The organism is Micromonospora sp. NPDC057141 (assembly GCF_042670805.1).
In the GTDB taxonomy this organism is placed as follows: domain Bacteria; phylum Actinomycetota; class Actinomycetes; order Mycobacteriales; family Micromonosporaceae; genus Micromonospora.
Map to the genome: position 1 here is coordinate 1 of NZ_JBHUVA010000110.1, position 17,446 is coordinate 17,446.

Below are 17,446 nucleotides of genomic sequence, written 5' to 3' on the forward strand. Positions count from 1 at the left end.
GCGTTGGCGATGGTGTCCCGGTCGGTCCACGTCCGGGAACCGGTGATCAGTACCCGCATGGTGGTTCCTCCTTCCAGCGGGCAGCGGCGGGTCGGGGGGGCGCGCCCCCGCGGGGGCGGGCCCCCCGGGGGGGGGGCGGGGGGGGGCCCAGGGTGCCAGGGCCCTGGGTGCCAGAGGTCAGGGGTCAGGGTGCCGGGGGTCAGGGCGCCGGGGCGAAGCGGTACAGCACGATGTCCTTCGCCCCGCCGCACAGCAGCACGCTGGTGTTCCACGAGCAGGACTCGCTGCGCACATCCTTGGCCCGGCCCAGCTCGACCGGGTCGGGGGAACCGACCGCCAGCCCGGCGACGCTGCGGTCGCCCTCGCTGCCGCTCAGCGGGTCGGCGAAGACCAGCACGTTGCCCGCGTCGAGCCGGACGGCCACCCCGTCCCGGTCGCGCAGCACCGCGCCGCCCGCCGGGTCGAACAGCGTGGACGTCGCCTCCGGGTACTGCCGCCGCACGATCAGGTGCGCGCCCACCGGCACCAGCTCCCGGGCCCCCGGCACCGCCCAGCGCCTCGCCTTGGCGCCCTCCGCGACGGCCACCACCTCGGCGCGGTCCGCGTCGCCGGACGGGGCCTCCAGCAGGCACGCCCGGTGCTCGCCGCAGGCCACCAGCGCCGCCACCCGGCGCCCGTCGTCGGCGGCGCTGTGCAGCACCGTCGGCTCGGCCACCCGGGTCAGGTCGTACCCGAGCAGCCGGTACCCGCCGGCCCCGGCGTCGTCGACCACGTACAACCGGTCGTCCCGCGCGACCATCGGGTCGTCGCGGTCGGCCACGCCGGGCCAACTGCGCAGCACGGTGCCCCTGGCCAGGTCGATCAGCCGGGCGGAGCGGTCCGCGCCGATCTGCACGAGCCGGTCGGCCTTGCCGCGCCACGGCTCGCGGGGCGTCCCGTCGGCGTACGCCGGCCCGCCGGCCGCGGCGGCGGTCTCGACGGGCAGCACGGCGCTGTGCGCGTTGCCCGCAGAGTCGCGCGGGTTGTCCTCGTCCCAGACCTGGTTCCCGTCGCGCATCCGCAGCCCGACGAGCCGGTTTCCGGCGGTGTCGACCAGCACCGCCACGTCCCGCCCGAAGATCACCTGGTCGTCGTCGCCGATGCTCCGGCTCCACCGCTGCTCGCCGGAGCCGGCGTCGCGCACGACCAGCTCGCGGGGCGCGTCGACGCCGATCGGGTCGGAGAAGGCAGCCACCGCGCCGGGCACGGCGACGAGCCCGTCCCACTGCTGCGCCGCCTGCGTGGTCTGCCTACGCCACCGGGGCCTGCCGGTCTCCGCGTCGACCGCCACGATCTCCAGCCGGTCGTCCGGCAGCGGGTACGCCGCGTACCCGACGTCGCCGAGCAACGCGGTGAGAATCTCGGTCGGCCGGTCCTCGCCGGCCGGGACGCGTTCGACCTCGGCCAGGTTCTGGAACTCCAGCCCCGGGTAGCGGTCCCGGGTGAACCACAGCGCGGCACCGACGCCGACCCCGGCGAGGGCGAGCACCGCCGCCACCGTGATCCACAGCGCGCGTCGCCGCGTGACGGGCGTGCGTGTGGGCGTCGGTGTGGGCGGCGGCGTGCCGGGCCCGCCCCACGCGGTGGCCGGTGTTTCCCGTGTTCCCGGCGTTTCCCGTGTTCCCGGCGTGCCCGGGGCTCCCGTGGGCGTTCGGACTGGCGCTCCCGGCGTCGCGGGGGCCGGGCGGGGTGCCGGCAGGTCCGTCAGCGCCCCCTCGGCGACCGGCAGCTCCGGCTGCTCCAGCACCGTCGGCGCGATGCCCAGCTCGGCGTGCAGCATGCGGGCCACGAGCGGCATCCGGGTCGGGCCGCCCACCAGGAACAGGCCGGCGAGCCGGTCGGGGGTGAGGTCGGCGGCGGCGATCACCCGCCGGGTCTCGGCGACGGCCCGGGCCAGCAGCGGGGCGGCCACCCGTTCGGTGTCCTCGCGGGTCAGCTCGACCACCGCCGGCAGACCTGGCACGACCACCGGCGCGACCGTCGCCCGGGACAGCATCTCCCGCGCCTCGCGGACGCCCTCCCACAGCTGGTGCCGGTCGCGCCACTGCGGCGGGTCGGCGGGGCGGGTGAGCCGCTGCCACAGCTGCGGGTCGGTCGCGGACACCAGCTCGCCCAGCCGGGCCACCAGGGCCGCGTCCAGGTCCAGCCCGCCCAGGTCCGGCACGCCGCCGGTGGCGGTCACGGCGAAGCCCGAGTCGCCCCACGGGTCGGCGCCCTCGTTGCGCAGCACCGCCACGTCGAGGGTGCCGCCGCCGAGGTCGAACACGGCGATCGAGCCGCCGACGGGCACCGGCCGGCGCAGCACCTGGGCGTAGTAGCGGGCGGCGGCCACCGGTTCGCGCAGCAGCCGGGTGCCGGGCGGGGTCGGGCCGGACAGGGTGTGCTCGGCGGCCTGCGGCCAGCCCGCCCGCAGCAGCGCGTCGGCGAGGACCTGGCGGCGGTCGTCGTCCCAGGACGCCGGGCAGGTGAGCACCGCCGGGGGCAGGAAGCCGACCGCGGCGACGGCCGCCTGCCCCACCGCGTGCAGGATCGCGGCGAGCAGGTCGGCGGGGGCGTACTCCCGGTCGCCCAGCGGCACGGCCGGGGCGTCGATGCGGCGCTTCGGGTTCGGCTCGTAGCGCCCCGGGTCGGCCTGCGCCAGCCGCCGGGCGTCCCGGCCGACGTGCAGCCGGCCGTCGGTGTCGGCGTACACCCCGGAGGGGACGACCGGCTGCCCGTCGACCAGCAGCGGCCGGGTCCGTCCGTCCGGCCAGCGCAGCACGGCCACGGTGTTGGACGTGCCGAGGTCGACGCCGAGGGCGAACCCCTCGTGCTGGCCTGCCATCTGCCGCTACCTCCGCCGGGACGAGCCGATGTCCGGCCCCGCATCGTACGCAGGCCGGACACCGGTCCCGTGGCCGACGCCGTGCCGGCTCAGCCGGCGACGGTGGCGTGCATCTCCCAGACCAGGATCTCGGCCGGCTCGGTGGCGGTGACCCGCTGGCCGCCGGTGGCGGTGAGGCGGACCGCGTCGGCGGTGCCGAGCGCGCCGGAGCCTTCGAGGGTCACCGCGCCCCGGGGCACGAACAGGTGCAGGTAGGGCGCCTCGGGCAGCTGCACGCTCTGGCCGGGCTGGAGCCGGGCCGCGTACAGCGCCGCGTACCGGTTCCTGATCCGGATGGCGGCGGCGTCGGCGTGCCGGTCCATCCCGGACGCGACCGGGACGAGACCGCCGGTGAGCAGCTCGTCGCCGATCTCCAGCTGCTCGTAGCCGGGGGTGCTGCCGGGCTCGTCGGGCACCACCCACATCTGCACGAAGTGCACCGGCTCGGTGTGCCGCTCGCCGCCGAGCCGCCACGAGTCGTTCTTCTCCGAGTGCAGGATGCCGGTGCCGGCGCTCATCCGCTGGGCCAGCCCCGGGTAGATCACGCCGGAGTGGCCGGTGGAGTCCTGGTGCACCAGCGAGCCCTGGAGCACCCAGGTGACGATCTCCATGTCCCGGTGCGGGTGCGTCTCGAAGCCGGTGCCCGCGCGGACGACGTCGTCGTTGTTCACCAGCAGCAGCCCGTGGTGGGTGTTGTCCGGTGACCAGTGGTTGCCGAACGAGAACGAGTGCTTGGAGTCGAGCCAGGCGATGTCGGTCTTGTACCGGTCGTCGGCCCGGCGGATGTCCACCCGGGGGGTCAGCGTGGCGCTCATGGGATGTCCTCTCGAAGGCCGCTGGTGGGAGGGGTGGGGGTCAGGCGTTCTTGATCGCGGAGACCTCGAACTCCAGGGTGATCTTCTCGCTGACGAGGACGCCGCCGGTCTCCAGCGCCGCGTTCCAGGTCACGCCGTAGTCCTTGCGGTTGATCGTCACCGCGCCCTCGAAGCCGAGGCGCAGGTTGCCGAACGGGTCGCTGGCCGCGCCCTCGTAGGTGAAGGGGATCGTGACGGGGTTGGTGACGCCCTTGACGGTCAGGTCGCCGGTCAGCTCGAAGGTGTCGTCGCCGGTCTGCCGGAACGCCGTGGAGACGAAGGTGATCTCCGGGAAGGTCTCCATCGCTAGGAAGTCGTTGCTGCGCAGGTGCGCGTCGCGCTGGGCGTTGCGGGTGTCGATGCTCGTGGCCTGGATGGTCACCCGCACGTCGGTACGGGCGGGGTCGGCCGCGTCGAAGGCGACGGAGCCCTCGAACTCGTTGAACGCGCCGCGCACCTTGGTCACCATCGCGTGCCGGGCGACGAAGCCGATGCGGGTGTGGCTCGGGTCGATGGTGTAGGTGCCGGTCAGCTGGGCCAGGTCGGTGCGGGTGGCGGTGCTCATCTCGATCTCCTCCGGAGTCTCATGATGTGTCATGTACGTTGCCCTCAACCTGCATGACGCATCATTCATTCCGTCCATGACGTGTCATGCATCACTGGTAGCCTGGGGGCGTGACCGGCACCCGATGGCTCGACGACGACCAGCAGCGCGCCTGGCGGGCATACCTGCGGATGCAGGCCGAGCTGACCGCGCGGCTGAGCCGGCAGTTGCAGGCCGAGTCCGGGCTCTCCCTCGCCGACTACGAGGTGCTGGTCCAGCTCACCGAGGCGCCCGACGGGCGGCTGCGGCCGTTCGCGCTGCAACGCGCCCTCCAGTGGGAGCAGAGCCGGCTGTCGCACCACCTGGGCCGCATGCAGCGCCGGGGCCTGGTCGACCGCGAGGAGTGCCCCCAGGACGCCCGCGGCGCGTTCGTGGTGCTCGCCGCCGCCGGCCGGGCCGCCGTCGAGGCCGCCGCGCCCGCGCACGTAGACACCGTCCGGCGGCTCGTCTTCGACCAGCTCGACCCCGACGAGGTACGCACCCTGGAGCGCATCGCCACCCGCGTCGTCGACCGCCTCGACGCCGGGCGCCGGCTGCCCTGACGGTCGCCCCGACAACCGCCCTGGCGGTCGTCCCCGGCTGACCGGAACGGCTTATTGCATCGATGTTCATCGAATGGAAGGCTGGCGCTGGGTCGCGCGCCCGGGAGTCGGCGCGAAGCCCCCGAACCAGCCTGGGAAGGCGCGCGGGGTGGCAGGGCCATCCGGCGCCGGGCAGCCTCCCCGGCGACCGCCGCTGACCGATGCCCGCCCGACGGTCGGCGCGTTCCCACGATCCAAGGAGGTACGGATGTTCCGCATGCCCGGCGTGGTGCTGGCCGCCGCGACCCTGACCCTGGCCACCTGGGCCGGGACGGCCGGCGCCGCCGCCGCGCCCCCCGCCCCGATGCAGACCCCGGCGCCGCCGCTCCCGACGCCGACCGTGGCGTGCCCCCCGGCGCTACCGATCTGGGGACAGGTGTCGGAGACCACCGCGACGAGCCTGACCATCACCTATTCGATGCTGCTCAGCCCGCCCTGCGGCTACGAACCGCCGATGCAGGTCATCCTCTTCACCAGCCGCGAGGACGCCGAGAAGTGGCAGAACCCCGCCGCCCAGGCCCTCACCGGGCCCGAGCGCAACGGAACGGTGACCATCGGCGGGCTGACCCCGGACACCGACTACTGGTTCCGGTTCAGCGAGCCCGACGGCAAGAAGGACCCGTACGTGATCGGCGGACCGGCCCGCACCACGGACCAGTCGGTGTGCACCGCCACCGCCACCGTCGACAACCGGTGGACCGGCGGATTCGTCGCCACGGTCACCGTGCGCGCCACCGGGACCGAGCCGGTCCAGGGCTGGCGCGTGGCCTGGCGGTGGCCCGGCGACGAGCGCATCCAGTCAGCCTGGAACGGGGTCGTGGAGACCACCGGCAGCGACGTAGCCGTCGGCAACGCGTCGTACAACGGGACGCTGGCACCCGGCGCCTCGACGACGTTCGGGATGATGGTGTGGTCCAGCGGGGCGGCCGGCGTCCCCACGCTGACCTGCGGCCGGTAGCCAGCGGTCCGCCGGGCCGTCCGTGCGTCAGTGCTTCAGTCCGGCCTGGGGGCGAAGGGGCTGCGCCGGGGCTGCCTCAGCTCCCGGTCGGCCGGGCAGAGGTGCGCCCAGGCACCCGCCACCACCAGTGCGATCTCGGGAGGGTCCGCGCCCCAACTCGGGGAGCGGCCCGCGATGTGCTGGAGATAGCGTTCGTGGACGGCGACGGAGTGGTACTGCGGCTCGGTCCGCCACAGCGCGTACGGCTGCTCCCGCATCCAGTCGCAGGCCGCGTCGCCCTCGGCGAGCAGGTCGGCGGCGGGCGGCAGCACCGGCAGCGGGGCGTCGCTGTTCGGATCGCCGTACCGCTTGAGGTACGCGAGGTAGCCGTCCTCGTCCCGGGGGTGGACGACGTGGACGCCGACGACCGTGACCGGCACGGCGAGCACGGCGGCCACGACCAGGCCGAGGACGACCCGCAGCCGCTTCCGCATGCCGACGAGGCTAGCCCGCCCGCGCGCGTCCCACAGTCCGGTCATCAATCTGTTGTGCATGGGTGGCCATCGATGGGTTAATGCACGTGCAGCTCAGCCCCGGCGGCGTCGCGTCGCCGGGGCCCTGCGGCGGATGTCGAGGTCGGCGCGGCCGTCCTGACCGGTGGAAGGACGATCGGATGAGAAGAAGCGGACGCCTCCTGTCGCTGGGGATGGCGCTCACCGTGGCCGTGGCGACGGTGGTCGGTCCGGCTGCCGTCGCCACGGCTGCGCCGGTGACCGTCACCAACGGCACGCAGTTCACCGACACCAGCGGCGGTGTGGTGCACGCCCACGGCGGCGGCGTCCTCAAGGTCGGCGACTACTATTACTGGTTCGGCGAGAACCGCAACCCCGACAACACCTTCCGGGCGGTGTCCGTCTACCGCTCCACCGACCTGCGCACCTGGGAGTTCCGCAACAACGTGCTGACCCAGGCGTCGGCCGGCGAGTTGCAGCGCGCCAACATCGAGCGACCGAAGGTCATCTACAACGCCAGCACCGGCCGGTACGTGATGTGGATGCACAAGGAGAACGGGTCCGACTACAACGAGGCGCGGGCCGCCGTCGCCTCGTCGGCCACCGTGGACGGCAACTACACCTACCACGGCAGCTTCCGGCCGCTCGGGCAGCACATGTCCCGGGACATCACGCTCTACAACGACAACGGTACGGCGTACATGATCTCGGCCGCCGACGAGAACTACGACCTGCACATCTACCGGCTCACCTCGGACTATCTCAACGTCGCCAGCCTCGTGGGCAACTTCTGGGACGGCGCGCACCGCGAGGCGCCCGCCATGTTCAAGCGGGGCGGCACGTACTTCCTGCTGACGTCCGGCGCGACGGGCTGGAGCCCGAACCAGGCCAAGTACGCGACCGCGTCGAGCATCTCGGGGCCGTGGAGCGGCTGGACCGACGTGGGCAACAGCACCACCTTCAACTCCCAGCCGGCGTACGTGCTGCCCATCCAGGGCACCTCCACCACCAGCTACCTCTACCTCGGCGACCGCTGGGCGGGGGCCTGGGGCGGGCCCGTCGGCGACTCGCAGTACGTCTGGCTGCCGATCACCTTCCCGTCCAGCACCAGCATGAGCCTGACCTGGTATCCGTCGGTCACCATCGACACGGCCGCCGGGACGGTCACCGGCAACTCGCCCGCCTACTACCGCGTCACGGCCCAGCACAGCGGCCGGGTGATGGACGTGGTGAGCAACTCCACGGCCAACAACGCCGAGGTCAAGCAGTATGCCTGGAACGGCGGCGGGAACCAGAAGTGGGAGTTCCAGGACGCCGGCGGCGGCTACTTCCGCGTCGTCAACCTCAACAGCGGCAAGTGCCTCGACGTCGCCAGCGCGTCCACCGCCGACGGCGCCAACATCATCCAGTACGCCTGCGGCAGCGGCACCAACCAGCAGTGGCAGTGGGCCGCGATCGGCAGCTACTTCCAGCTCCGGGCCCGGCACAGCGGCAAGTGCCTGGACGTGGTCAACGCCGGCACCGGCGACGGCGCGGACATCCAGCAGTACGCCTGCACCGGCGGCACCAACCAGCAGTGGTCGCGTACCCAGTCCTGACCGGCGGCGGCCGAGCGTCACGAGGTCTTGAGAAGGCGGGTCGGCCGGGGTCAGGCGAACCGCTCGTCGTCACGGATGCGGGCGTGCAGGTGCATGTCGTGCCGACCGTCGGTGTGGATGGCGTCGCTGCGTTTGGTGCCCTCCAGTAGGAAACCGGCTTTGACGGCGACCGGCAGGAAGCATGGTTGCGGGTCGAGTGGTCCAGGTACAGACGATGGAAGCCGGCCTTGCCGAGTGCCCAGCCGCTCAAGGCCATCAGCGCCCGCGACGCCACGCCTGCTCCACGAGCAGCCGGGAGCACCCAGTAGGAGCACCCTGCGACACCGTCATCGAGATTCATGCTGCCCATCGCGATGCGCCCGAGCACGTCACCGGTCGTTTTCCGGCGCTGGCGAGTAACGATCAGGACAGCGCCTGGTACGAGCCTCCGGTACGGTCCGCCAGATGAGCCCTGCTGCGAGGCATCTCTCCACCGTCCGTGTCGTCGGCAACGTGGCCCTGGTCGCTGGACTGCTGGTCTCGCTCGTCACGCTGTCGAGCGACCTTGGGTCGGCCGAGCCGCACATCCTGGCGGGCTTCCTCGTCGCCACCGGGATCGGGCTGCGCATCGAAGCCGCGCTCAGAGACCTCCGGGCATGAACGCCTGAAGAAGTGCCCGCGCTTGCGCGGCGTACTCGACCTGCCGCAGGGCTACCGCGAACTGCCGGGCGTCGGCCTGCCGTGGGCCGGGCAGCCACGGGGAGCGTCGCCGCTTCTTGCCGTGCGTAGCGAGATGACGCGAAGTGCGCCCCGCGCATCGGTCTGCCCCGGGTCGCGATCATGTTCCTTGATGCAGCAGCCAGGGCTGTCAGTCCGCCGGCTTGGCCTTGACGTAGACGCCTTCGCCTTGGCGGCCTTCGACCAAGCCCTCGGCCTTGAGCACCAGCATGGCGCCACGGACCGAGCCGTACGACACGCCGTACTGGGCCTGCAGCCCGGTGATGGAGGGCAGCTTGTCGCCAACGGACAGCTCGCCGGTGCGGATCTGCTCGCGGATGGCCTCTGCCACGCGCTCGTACTTCGCGGTCATCTGTAACTCCTCGGGTCGCACCCCGAGTAGATCACTTCCAGATATGCACATCAACTATGTCGAGTCACGTAGACCACGTTTACTACGTCGATTATGCTCCGAGTCGTGTTCGTCCTCGGGTCGCGCCAGGAGGGGCACAAGTCCGGTGCCTGCCCTCTTGTCCTCCGTGCGGAGTTGCGGCAGGCACCGGACCCGATGAGTAACCAGCCAAACCAAGGCAGGCCGTGCGTCGACAGCGAGGGACGGAGGCACATGGAGCGGAGCACCACCGAGGGCGGCGGGATCTACCGGACCGCGCAGCACCTGTTGACGCCGGTAGAGGTCCGCTGGCAGCGCTTCCCGATGACTCGCTTCGGTCGGCGAGGGCTCGAACCGGAAGCAGTCGCGACCTTCCTTCGCAGGGTCGAGGTCGATATGGACACGCTCTACCGAGAGATCGTCGCTGCGCAGGACGAGGCCCGCCGCCATCAGGCCACCGTGCTGGAGTTGCAAGCGGAGCGCTGGCGTCCTCGCGAGATGTGGGCACCACGGCGCCGCGGTGAGCACAGGCGTGCGCCCGTGTGGCCGCTCTACAAGGGACGTCCACCAGACGGCGGGCAGGACGATGACTGACTACCCGGCGATGCACGGCCCGTCGAGGCCGGACTGGAGCTGCCTCGTCTGCGGCGAGCCCTGGCCGTGCCTCGTCCGCAAGCGGCAGCTCAAGGAGCTTTGCCAGTGCAACGTACGGGCGCTTGAGCGCTACATGAGCCCGTACCTGCGCGACGCCCACCGGGAGATCGACGGCCTGAGCACTGCCGAGATCACGGATCGTTTCGTGGGGTGGTGCGGCAGGCCGCTTCAGATGTGGGCGATCCCGGAGCAGGGCCGGCAGACTCCAGAGCCCGGGCCCGCCGACGGCTTCCTGTCGTCGTGAGCCAGGGTCCTTCGCCGGGGGACGTCGTCCAGGTCACCCGGAAGGCTTCCGTCCAGTTCGTGGAGCCGATGACCTTCCGCGTGATCAAGGTGCTGACCGAGTTGGTCACCTACCACGGTTGGGTCTGGCTTCGGGGCTACCAACTGGACGACAAGGACCGCGCGGTCGCCAGTCGCGAGATATTCGTCCAGCCCGCAGGCCTGGTGACGCTGCGGGAACGCCAGGCTCCGCAGCCGGCCACGCTCAACGCCCGGCGGAGAAGGAACATGCCGCCGCCGACCCAGCGCGACCCGCCGTACCGGATAAGGGTGTGGTGGCGGGTCGGCGGCTCTGGGCCGACGGGCTTGCCCCCGGCGATGAGGGCTCGGCTCGGCGAGGTCCTGGTCTGTCAGGATTGGGCAGTGCAACTCAAGCTGGCGGAACCCCTCCCACGAGCCGCCGTCCGGTGCGGGCTCAACGTCCCAAGTCCGTAGCACAAGTCCTACTTTGAGCGGGTCCGAGAGCGCTCGTACGGTGATCTGGTACGTGGAAGCGCCGGCTACCCGATCTTGTGAGTCTCTGTACGACTGGCCATCGTCGCCGGCATCGCACCACGCGTCTCGTAGGACGAAGTGGCCGTAAAGAATGCTGACCTCGGCTCGGTGCACAGCGAGAGGCTCCATGGCTCCAAGGCTGACACCGCGATGAGACTCGGACATGAACGCCTCCCCCCGAGGTGTCCGTGTTCGAGACGAGGGGCGGACGCGCGACCGCCCCGGCTGCGCTACTGGCGCGCAGGCCCATGAAGGGGCTGGGACGAGAACGGCCCGGGTGCAGCGATCATCTAGCTGACCTGGGCCGGAGGGTGTGGAGCGGGCGACGGGAATCGAACCCGCACCGTCAGTTTGGAAGACTGAAGCTCTGCCATTGAGCTACGCCCGCGTGCGCCCCGGTTTACGGGCCGCGCCGACAGCCTACCCGGTGCCCCGATCCGGCGCGCGTCCTGTCCACCCGCACCCATGATCCACGTCATGCCGGGGAGGTGGCGGTATCCGCGCGCCGGGATACCGCCATGTCGCCGACATGGCGGCGCCGACATGGCCGCGCCGGCCCAGCGCGCCGGCCTAGGCACCGCCCAGCGCCGCGCCGACCCACTCAGGGGATGCCCCGGCACCCCCGGCGCGCGCCGACGGCATACACTTCTCGTCGCCACGGGGTGTGGCGCAGCTTGGTAGCGCACTCGCTTTGGGAGCGAGGGGCCGTGGGTTCAAATCCCGCCACCCCGACTGTCGTCCGCGGCCGGGGCACCCGGGAGCCGCCAGGTCACCCGGGAGCCCACCGGTCCCCGGGAGCCGCTGGTTCCCGCCTGGTGCCCCGGGCGCTGCCGAGGGGCCGCGCCGGCTCGCCTACACTCGATGGGCTGAATCACGCCCAGACTCAACTGAGATCCGTCAAGGAGTACGCCTGTGAAGAGCACCGTCGAGACTCTGAGCCCGACGCGCGTGCGGCTCGCCATCGAGGTGCCGTTCGTCGAGCTCGAGCCGAGCCTCAAGAAGGCGTACCGGGAGATCGGTTCGCAGGTGCAGGTGCCCGGCTTCCGCCGGGGCAAGGTGCCGGCAGCCGTGATCGACCAGCGGGTGGGCCGGGGCACCGTCCTCAACGAGGCGGTGCAGGAGGCCATCCCGCAGAACATCCTCGCCGCGGTCCGCGAGCACGACCTGAAGACCCTCGGTCGCCCCGAGGTCGAGATCACCGAGTTCAACGACGGCGACTCGCTCAACTTCACCGCCGAGGTGGACGTCCGGCCCGAGATCGCCCTGCCGGAGCTGGACTCGATCGAGGTCACCGTTGACGAGCTCCAGGTCGACGACAGCGAGATCGAGGAGCAGGTGAAGAACCTGCGCGAGCGGTTCGCCACCCTGAAGACCGTCGAGCGGGCCGCCGCCGAGGGCGACTACGTGCAGATCGACCTGAACGCCACGGTCGACGGCGAGGACGTCCCGGGCGGCTCGGCGACCAACATCTCCCACGAGGTCGGCAGCAAGCAGCTCCTGCCGGGGCTGGACGAGGCCCTCGTCGGCCTCGCCGCCGACGAGAGCACCACCTTCACCACCCAGCTCGTCGGCGGCGACTTCGCCGGCCAGGACGCCGAGGTGGCGGTGACCGTGCGCACGGTCAAGGAGAAGGAGCTGCCGGAGCTGGACGACGACTTCGCGCAGCTGGCGAGCGAGTTCGACACCATCGAGGAGCTGCGCGCCGACGTGCGCGAGCGGGTCACCCGGGGCAAGCGGGTCGAGCAGATCTACGCCGCCCGGGACAAGGCCCTGGAGCAGCTCGTCGAGGCGGCCGGCGTGCCGGCGCCGGAGGGCGTGGTGCGCGAGGAGGTCGAGAGTCGCAAGCAGGCCATGGTCGACCAGCTGGAGCGCATCGGCGCCTCCCTGGAGGAATACCTCGCGGCCGAGGAGAAGACCGAGGAGCAGATCGACGCCGAGCTCAACGAGGCGGCGACCGACGGTGTCAAGATCCAGCTGCTGCTGGACACCCTGGCCGACGCCGAGGAGGTCCAGGTCTCCGACGACGAGTTCGGCCACGAGATCGTCCACCGTGCGCAGCGCGCCGGGATGGCCCCGCAGCAGTACTACGACCAGCTGGTCCGCTCGGGCGCGGCGGCGGCCGTCTTCGGCGACGTGCGGCGCGGCAAGGCGCTGGCCTCGGTGATGGAGCGCATCAAGATCAAGGACACGGCGGGCAACGAGGTGAGCCTCGACGCCATCCGCGACGAGAGCGAAGAGGCGCACGACCACGACCACTGACCGTCGGGTGCGGCCGTCGTCCACCGGTTGCGGTGGGCGGCGGCCCAAAACCTTTTCCGGGTACGTCCCGGAAGGGCTGCGCTGAGAGCGAAAAGCGCCCCGACCGGGACTCTGCCGCCCGGGCAAGCGGTTAGTGTCGGGTAGGACGGTACGGAGAGCGAAGGGCTGCCATGACCGACATGCACATCCCAGCGAAGCCGCTCCGGGCGATCGATGCCCGCGGTGGCGACAACATTGGCAACCTCGACGACTCGGTCTACAACCGGTTGCTCAAGGAGCGCATCATCTTCCTGGGCAGCGAGGTGAACGACCAGGTGGCCAACCGCATCTGCGCGCAGCTGCTGCTGCTCGCGGCGGAGGACCCGGACCGGGACATCTTCCTCTGGATCAACTCGCCCGGCGGCTCGGTCTACTCCGGCATGGCGATCTACGACACGATGCAGTACATCGACAACGACGTCTCCACGGTGGCGATGGGCATGGCCGCCTCCATGGGGCAGCTGCTGCTCTGCGCGGGCACCAAGGGCAAGCGTTACGCGCTGCCCCACGCGCGGATCATGATGCACCAGCCGTCCGGCGGCATGGGCGGTACCGCGTCGGACATCGCCATCCAGGCGGAGCAGATGCTGTACACGAAGCGGATGTTCCAGGAGCGGGTGGCCTTCCACACCGGCCAGACCCAGGCCCAGATCGAGGCGGACTCGGACCGCGACCGCTGGTTCACCGCCCAGGAGGCCATGGACTACGGCTTCATCGACAAGGTGATCACCGGAGCCGCGCAGGTTCCGGAAGGCGCCGGGACCCTGAGCTGACCGAGGAGCTGACGATGACCGACCTGAGCCTGCCGCCCCAGTTCGCGGCCGTGCACAACCGCTACGTCCTGCCGTCGTTCGTCGAGCGCACGTCGTACGGGGTGAAGGAGTCCAACCCGTACAACAAGCTCTTCGAGGACCGGATCATCTTCCTCGGCGTCCAGGTGGACGACGCGTCCGCCAACGACGTGATGGCGCAGCTGCTGACGCTCGAGGGCACCGACCCGGACCGCGACATCATCATGTACATCAACTCGCCGGGTGGCTCGTTCACCGCCATGACGGCGATCTACGACACCATGCAGTACGTCCGGCCGGACATCTCCACCGTCTGCCTGGGCCAGGCCGCCAGCGCCGCCGCGGTGCTGCTCGCCGCCGGCACGCCGGGCAAGCGGATGGCGCTGCCGAACTCGCGGATTATCATCCACCAGCCGGCCACCGAGGGCGGCTACGGGCAGGGCTCGGACATCGAGATCCAGGCCCGGGAGATCCTGCGGATGCGCACGCAGCTGGAAGAGATGCTCTCCCGGCACTGCAACCGCCCCGTGGAGATGGTCCGCAAGGACATCGACCGGGACAAGATCATGACGGCCGAGGAGTCCCGCGAGTACGGGCTGGTCGACACGATCCTCACCAGCCGCAAGAAGGGGCTACTCGCCGCCAACGCGGCCGGCTGAGGCGAGCATGGGGTCGGAGGTCGGCCGGGTATGTTCCCGGCCGACCTCTGACACGCCCGATTTGGGGGTCGGAGAAACCCCCGCCAGCGGGTAACGTCGGGCCCGTACCGCTGCGTCGGGACGGTCCGGCGAGCGAACGGAGACGGACGGAGCGCAGCGTCCGCAGGTCATGGCCGGTGCACCGGCCGATGAGTGCAGGGAGAACGTAGGTGGCACGGATCGGTGACGGCGGCGACCTACTCAAATGCTCCTTCTGCGGCAAGTCGCAGAAGCAGGTGAAGAAGCTCATCGCGGGGCCTGGGGTCTACATCTGCGACGAGTGCATCGATCTCTGCAACGAGATCATCGAGGAGGAGTTGGCAGAGTCCGGCGAGGTGAAGTGGGAAGAGCTTCCCAAGCCGATGGAGATCTGCCAGTTCCTCGACAACTACGTGGTCGGCCAGGACCAGGCCAAGAAGGCGCTCGCGGTCGCCGTCTACAACCACTACAAGCGGATCCAGGCCGAGGCGGCCGGTGCGCCGGGTTCCGGCAGCGACGCCGTCGAGCTGGCCAAGTCCAACATCCTGCTCCTCGGTCCGACCGGGTGCGGCAAGACGCACCTCGCGCAGACCCTCGCCCGGATGCTCAACGTCCCCTTCGCGATCGCGGACGCCACCGCCCTCACCGAGGCGGGCTACGTCGGCGAGGACGTGGAGAACATCCTCCTCAAGCTGATCCAGGCCGCAGACTACGACATCAAGCGCGCCGAGACCGGCATCATCTACATCGACGAGGTCGACAAGATCGCCCGCAAGTCGGAGAACCCGTCGATCACCCGGGACGTCTCCGGCGAGGGCGTCCAGCAGGCGCTGTTGAAGATGCTCGAAGGCACGGTGGCCAACGTGCCGCCGCAGGGCGGGCGCAAGCACCCGCACCAGGAGTTCATCCAGATCGACACCACCAACGTGCTGTTCATCTGCGGTGGCGCCTTCGCCGGCCTCGACCAGATCATCGAGGCCCGCACGGGCCACGGCGGCACGGGCTTCGGCGCGCGGCTCCGCTCGGTCTCCGAGCGGTCGACCGACGACATCTTCAGCCAGGTCATGCCGGAGGACATGCTGAAGTTCGGCCTGATCCCCGAGTTCATCGGCCGGCTTCCGGTGATCACCAACGTCCGCAGCCTCGACCGTTCCGCCCTCGTGCGGATCCTCACCGAGCCGCGCAACGCCCTCGTGAAGCAATATCAGCGCCTCTTCGAGCTCGACGGCGTGGAGCTGGAGTTCGAGCCGCCCGCCTTGGAAGCCATCGCCGACCAGGCGATGTTGCGTGGCACCGGGGCCCGGGGCCTGCGCGCGATCATGGAGGAGGTCCTGCTCTCCGTGATGTACGAGGTGCCGAGCAATCCCGACGCCGCCCGGGTGCTGATCACCCGCGAGGTGGTGCTGGAGAACGTGAACCCGACCATCGTGCCGCGCGAGTTCACCGGCCGCCGGGCCCGTCGGGACCGCGAGGAGAAGTCCGCCTGACCGTCGCCCGGCGGGAAGGGGCACCAAGCCCCCTCCGCCGGCGGCTGAGGCTGTCGCGGGGCCCCTCCCCGCCGTACGCTGAGGGTCATGCGCGTCGCCGTCTGCCAGCTCAACGCCCGCGACGACCGGGCCGCCAACCTCGCGGCCGCAGAGGCCCTGCTGGTCCGGGCCGCGGCCGCCGGCGCGGACCTGGCGGTGCTCCCGGAGTATGTCGACTATCTCGGCCCCGCCGCCGCGATGCCGGTGCCCGAGCCGGTGGACGGCACCGTTGGTCGGTTCTTCGCCGGCGTCGCCCGCCGGCTCGGCATCTGGGTGCACGCCGGGTCGTTCCACGAGGCGGGCCCGGACCGGGCGCACACCTGGAACACCTCCCTGCTCTTCGACCGCACGGGCACGCTCGCCGGGAGCTACCGCAAGATCCACCTGTACGACGTGGAGATCCCCGGTCGGGTGTCATACCTGGAGTCGGCGACGGTGGCCCCGGGGGAGAAGCCGGTCGTGGTCGACGTCGAGGGTGTCCGGGTCGGGTTGTCGATCTGCTACGACCTCCGGTTCCCGGAGCTCTACCGACACCTGGCCACGGACGGTGACGCCACGCTGCTGGTGGTGCCGGCCGCGTTCATGATGCACACCGGGCGCGACCATTGGGAGGTCCTGCTGCGGGCGCGGGCCATCGAGAACCAGTGTTTCGTCGCCGCCGCCGGGCAGACCGGCGACCACGAGCCAGGGCGCACCTGCTTCGGCCGGAGCATGGTCGTCGACCCGTGGGGGACGGTCCTCGCTCAGGTTCCCGACGGCCCCGGCCTCACCGTCGTGGACCTGGACCTGGAGCGTCTCCGGACCATCCGCACCGAGCTGCCCAGCCTGGCGAACCGCCGGCTCTGAACTCCCTGGGCTGCGGGGTCAGCTCTGGAGGAGGACCCCGAGCACGGTGAGCCCGGCAATGGCGGTGGCCGTGATGAGCAGCGCGGCGGACATCCGGGAGCGCCCGCGCCGGGCCAGCCGGCCCACGGAGAGCAGGATGACGACCACCACGACGGCGCCGATGACCAGTTGCCAGAACGGCAGCAGCAGCCCGAGCAGGGCTTCCTCGGCGAGCGGGGCCACCGGGACGGGGGAGGAGTCATCCATGCCAGACACTGTGACACGCGCAGGCGCACATTCGGTCGCGCCGGCGGTCCCGTTCCGGCCCGGACAACGACAGGCGTTGATTTGCCTTCCCGTGGCCGTACGCGTAACTTTCTCTCTGCACGCGGGAGGCCGGACAAACCAGCCGAGAGCGAGCGCCAGGACCGAGGCGGAAACGTCAAACGGGCCTGGTCCGGGCGGTGCGGTGGTTCTCCGGTGAGACGGGGTTGCGATCGCGAAGCCGACCGGGTAGAGTGCTGAAGCCGGCAGGAGCCGGGCGGGTAGCCGCGAAGCGGCGATCGGCCGGTCTGCGGCTCTCCACGACAGAAGCGACCGCCGGTCCCCGGCGTGCGTCGGCGTGGAACCCGAGCGAATCCAAGCATCAACCTTGGGAACAAGGTTGCCCGCGAAGATCTGATCGGGTAGGTTGGAGAGGTTGCCCCAGATGGCAGCCCTACAGTGTAGGGCTTTCGGATGGTGTGTGGTTGTTCTTTGAGAACTCAACAGGGTGCTTGATAAGCCAGTGCCAAGTAATGATGCCCCGTGCCGGGTCAGGCTT

General features: G+C 71.0%; 19 protein-coding genes and 2 tRNA genes. 13 read left to right on the forward strand and 8 right to left on the reverse strand.

The window, feature by feature from the left end:
* Positions 1–199: 199 nt before the first annotated feature.
* The 3 genes from ACFT41_RS30080 to ACFT41_RS30090 all read right to left on the reverse strand — a co-directional run bounded on the left by ACFT41_RS30080 (position 200) and on the right by ACFT41_RS30090 (position 4,321).
* Complete coding sequence (locus ACFT41_RS30080; protein ID WP_377589193.1) at positions 200–2,863, reverse strand: Hsp70 family protein; 2,664 nt, start codon at positions 2,861–2,863, stop codon at positions 200–202.
* Between the two features lie 89 nt (positions 2,864–2,952).
* The gene (locus ACFT41_RS30085; RefSeq protein WP_377589192.1) at positions 2,953–3,717 is read right to left on the reverse strand and encodes a pirin family protein; all 765 of its coding nucleotides are present in this window, start codon (positions 3,715–3,717) and stop codon (positions 2,953–2,955) included.
* 40 nt (positions 3,718–3,757) lie between these two features.
* Positions 3,758–4,321, reverse strand: a complete 564-nt coding sequence (locus tag ACFT41_RS30090; RefSeq protein WP_377589191.1) for a YceI family protein — start codon at positions 4,319–4,321, stop codon at positions 3,758–3,760.
* 110 nt (positions 4,322–4,431) lie between these two features.
* Here ACFT41_RS30090 and ACFT41_RS30095 point away from each other — a divergent pair, with 110 nt between their 5' ends.
* On the forward strand, positions 4,432–4,902 hold the full coding sequence (locus ACFT41_RS30095; RefSeq protein WP_377589190.1) for a MarR family winged helix-turn-helix transcriptional regulator: 471 nt from the start codon (positions 4,432–4,434) through the stop codon (positions 4,900–4,902).
* 247 nt (positions 4,903–5,149) lie between these two features.
* Positions 5,150–5,899 (forward strand): cellulose binding domain-containing protein, encoded by a 750-nt coding sequence (locus ACFT41_RS30100; protein ID WP_377589189.1) that lies wholly within the window; start codon positions 5,150–5,152, stop codon positions 5,897–5,899.
* 35 nt (positions 5,900–5,934) lie between these two features.
* On the opposite strand, the gene ACFT41_RS30105 is transcribed toward ACFT41_RS30100, so the two are convergent.
* A complete protein-coding gene (locus tag ACFT41_RS30105) occupies positions 5,935–6,372 on the reverse strand; it encodes a hypothetical protein (protein WP_377589188.1) in 438 nt (145 codons plus the stop codon).
* A 179-nt stretch (positions 6,373–6,551) separates the two neighbouring features.
* Between ACFT41_RS30105 and ACFT41_RS30110 the strand changes: the two genes are divergently transcribed.
* Positions 6,552–7,988 carry an RICIN domain-containing protein gene (locus ACFT41_RS30110; RefSeq protein WP_377589187.1) on the forward strand — a complete coding sequence of 479 codons (1,437 nt, stop codon included), beginning with the start codon at positions 6,552–6,554 and terminating at the stop codon, positions 7,986–7,988.
* Here the strand turns inward: ACFT41_RS30110 and ACFT41_RS30115 are convergent.
* Positions 7,900–8,337 carry a GNAT family N-acetyltransferase gene (locus ACFT41_RS30115; RefSeq protein WP_377614070.1) on the reverse strand — a complete coding sequence of 146 codons (438 nt, stop codon included), beginning with the start codon at positions 8,335–8,337 and terminating at the stop codon, positions 7,900–7,902. The genes ACFT41_RS30110 and ACFT41_RS30115 overlap by 89 nt on opposite strands.
* A 95-nt stretch (positions 8,338–8,432) precedes the next feature.
* Between ACFT41_RS30115 and ACFT41_RS30120 the strand changes: the two genes are divergently transcribed.
* Positions 8,433–8,627, forward strand: coding sequence for a hypothetical protein (locus ACFT41_RS30120; RefSeq protein WP_377589186.1), 195 nt, complete (start codon positions 8,433–8,435; stop codon positions 8,625–8,627).
* A 208-nt stretch (positions 8,628–8,835) separates the two neighbouring features.
* Here ACFT41_RS30120 and ACFT41_RS30125 read toward each other — a convergent pair whose 3' ends face one another.
* Complete coding sequence (locus ACFT41_RS30125; protein ID WP_377589185.1) at positions 8,836–9,057, reverse strand: FadR/GntR family transcriptional regulator; 222 nt, start codon at positions 9,055–9,057, stop codon at positions 8,836–8,838.
* 252 nt (positions 9,058–9,309) lie between these two features.
* On the opposite strand from ACFT41_RS30125, the gene ACFT41_RS30130 reads away from it, so the two are divergent.
* Genes ACFT41_RS30130 through ACFT41_RS30140 form a run of 3 tightly spaced genes read left to right on the forward strand, consistent with a single transcriptional unit; the run spans position 9,310 to position 10,446 of the window.
* A complete protein-coding gene (locus tag ACFT41_RS30130; RefSeq protein ID WP_377589184.1) occupies positions 9,310–9,669 on the forward strand; it encodes a DivIVA domain-containing protein in 360 nt (119 codons plus the stop codon).
* Positions 9,662–9,973, forward strand: a complete 312-nt coding sequence (locus ACFT41_RS30135) for a hypothetical protein (RefSeq protein WP_377589183.1) — start codon at positions 9,662–9,664, stop codon at positions 9,971–9,973. Before ACFT41_RS30130 ends, ACFT41_RS30135 begins: the two co-directional genes overlap by 8 nt.
* Complete coding sequence (locus ACFT41_RS30140) at positions 9,970–10,446, forward strand: hypothetical protein (RefSeq protein ID WP_377589182.1); 477 nt, start codon at positions 9,970–9,972, stop codon at positions 10,444–10,446. The genes ACFT41_RS30135 and ACFT41_RS30140 overlap by 4 nt, the downstream gene beginning before the upstream one ends.
* 374 nt (positions 10,447–10,820) lie before the next feature.
* On the opposite strand, the gene ACFT41_RS30145 is transcribed toward ACFT41_RS30140, so the two are convergent.
* Positions 10,821–10,894 (reverse strand) — tRNA-Gly (locus ACFT41_RS30145).
* Positions 10,895–11,164: 270 nt separating this feature from the next.
* On the opposite strand from ACFT41_RS30145, the gene ACFT41_RS30150 reads away from it, so the two are divergent.
* The 6 genes from ACFT41_RS30150 (at position 11,165) to ACFT41_RS30175 (ending at position 16,644) form a co-directional block, all read left to right on the forward strand.
* Positions 11,165–11,238 (forward strand) — tRNA-Pro (locus tag ACFT41_RS30150).
* 180 nt (positions 11,239–11,418) lie between these two features.
* Complete coding sequence (gene tig, locus ACFT41_RS30155; RefSeq protein WP_377589181.1) at positions 11,419–12,765, forward strand: trigger factor; 1,347 nt, start codon at positions 11,419–11,421, stop codon at positions 12,763–12,765.
* Positions 12,766–12,935: 170 nt separating this feature from the next.
* A complete protein-coding gene (locus ACFT41_RS30160; RefSeq protein ID WP_007072534.1) occupies positions 12,936–13,577 on the forward strand; it encodes an ATP-dependent Clp protease proteolytic subunit in 642 nt (213 codons plus the stop codon).
* 14 nt (positions 13,578–13,591) lie between these two features.
* Positions 13,592–14,254: an ATP-dependent Clp protease proteolytic subunit gene (locus ACFT41_RS30165; protein WP_377589180.1), complete on the forward strand. Its 663-nt coding sequence runs from the start codon at positions 13,592–13,594 to the stop codon at positions 14,252–14,254.
* Between the two features lie 209 nt (positions 14,255–14,463).
* Positions 14,464–15,759, forward strand: coding sequence for an ATP-dependent Clp protease ATP-binding subunit ClpX (gene clpX, locus ACFT41_RS30170; RefSeq protein WP_043966350.1), 1,296 nt, complete (start codon positions 14,464–14,466; stop codon positions 15,757–15,759).
* A gap of 87 nt (positions 15,760–15,846) precedes the next feature.
* A complete protein-coding gene (locus ACFT41_RS30175) occupies positions 15,847–16,644 on the forward strand; it encodes a carbon-nitrogen hydrolase family protein (RefSeq protein ID WP_377589179.1) in 798 nt (265 codons plus the stop codon).
* Between the two features lie 18 nt (positions 16,645–16,662).
* On the opposite strand, the gene ACFT41_RS30180 is transcribed toward ACFT41_RS30175, so the two are convergent.
* Positions 16,663–16,890, reverse strand: a complete 228-nt coding sequence (locus tag ACFT41_RS30180) for a hypothetical protein (protein ID WP_377589178.1) — start codon at positions 16,888–16,890, stop codon at positions 16,663–16,665.
* Positions 16,891–17,446 lie beyond the last annotated feature (556 nt).

What these genes read in the sequence shown, in the direction of transcription:
- ACFT41_RS30100 (WP_377589189.1), top strand. Translation starts at nt 5,150, where the DNA reads ATGTTCCGCATGCCCGGCGTGGTGCTGGCCGCCGCGACCCTGACCCTG.
- ACFT41_RS30130 (WP_377589184.1), top strand. Translation starts at nt 9,310, where the DNA reads ATGGAGCGGAGCACCACCGAGGGCGGCGGGATCTACCGGACCGCGCAG.
- ACFT41_RS30110 (WP_377589187.1), top strand. Translation starts at nt 6,552, where the DNA reads ATGAGAAGAAGCGGACGCCTCCTGTCGCTGGGGATGGCGCTCACCGTG.
- ACFT41_RS30175 (WP_377589179.1), top strand. Translation starts at nt 15,847, where the DNA reads ATGCGCGTCGCCGTCTGCCAGCTCAACGCCCGCGACGACCGGGCCGCC.
- ACFT41_RS30135 (WP_377589183.1), top strand. Translation starts at nt 9,662, where the DNA reads ATGACTGACTACCCGGCGATGCACGGCCCGTCGAGGCCGGACTGGAGC.
- ACFT41_RS30090 (WP_377589191.1), bottom strand. Translation starts at nt 4,321, where the DNA reads ATGAGCACCGCCACCCGCACCGACCTGGCCCAGCTGACCGGCACCTAC.
- ACFT41_RS30160 (WP_007072534.1), top strand. Translation starts at nt 12,936, where the DNA reads ATGACCGACATGCACATCCCAGCGAAGCCGCTCCGGGCGATCGATGCC.
- ACFT41_RS30080 (WP_377589193.1), bottom strand. Translation starts at nt 2,863, where the DNA reads ATGGCAGGCCAGCACGAGGGGTTCGCCCTCGGCGTCGACCTCGGCACG.
- ACFT41_RS30165 (WP_377589180.1), top strand. Translation starts at nt 13,592, where the DNA reads ATGACCGACCTGAGCCTGCCGCCCCAGTTCGCGGCCGTGCACAACCGC.
- ACFT41_RS30085 (WP_377589192.1), bottom strand. Translation starts at nt 3,717, where the DNA reads ATGAGCGCCACGCTGACCCCCCGGGTGGACATCCGCCGGGCCGACGAC.
- ACFT41_RS30125 (WP_377589185.1), bottom strand. Translation starts at nt 9,057, where the DNA reads ATGACCGCGAAGTACGAGCGCGTGGCAGAGGCCATCCGCGAGCAGATC.
- ACFT41_RS30115 (WP_377614070.1), bottom strand. Translation starts at nt 8,337, where the DNA reads ATGGGCAGCATGAATCTCGATGACGGTGTCGCAGGGTGCTCCTACTGG.
- ACFT41_RS30120 (WP_377589186.1), top strand. Translation starts at nt 8,433, where the DNA reads ATGAGCCCTGCTGCGAGGCATCTCTCCACCGTCCGTGTCGTCGGCAAC.
- ACFT41_RS30180 (WP_377589178.1), bottom strand. Translation starts at nt 16,890, where the DNA reads ATGGATGACTCCTCCCCCGTCCCGGTGGCCCCGCTCGCCGAGGAAGCC.
- ACFT41_RS30105 (WP_377589188.1), bottom strand. Translation starts at nt 6,372, where the DNA reads ATGCGGAAGCGGCTGCGGGTCGTCCTCGGCCTGGTCGTGGCCGCCGTG.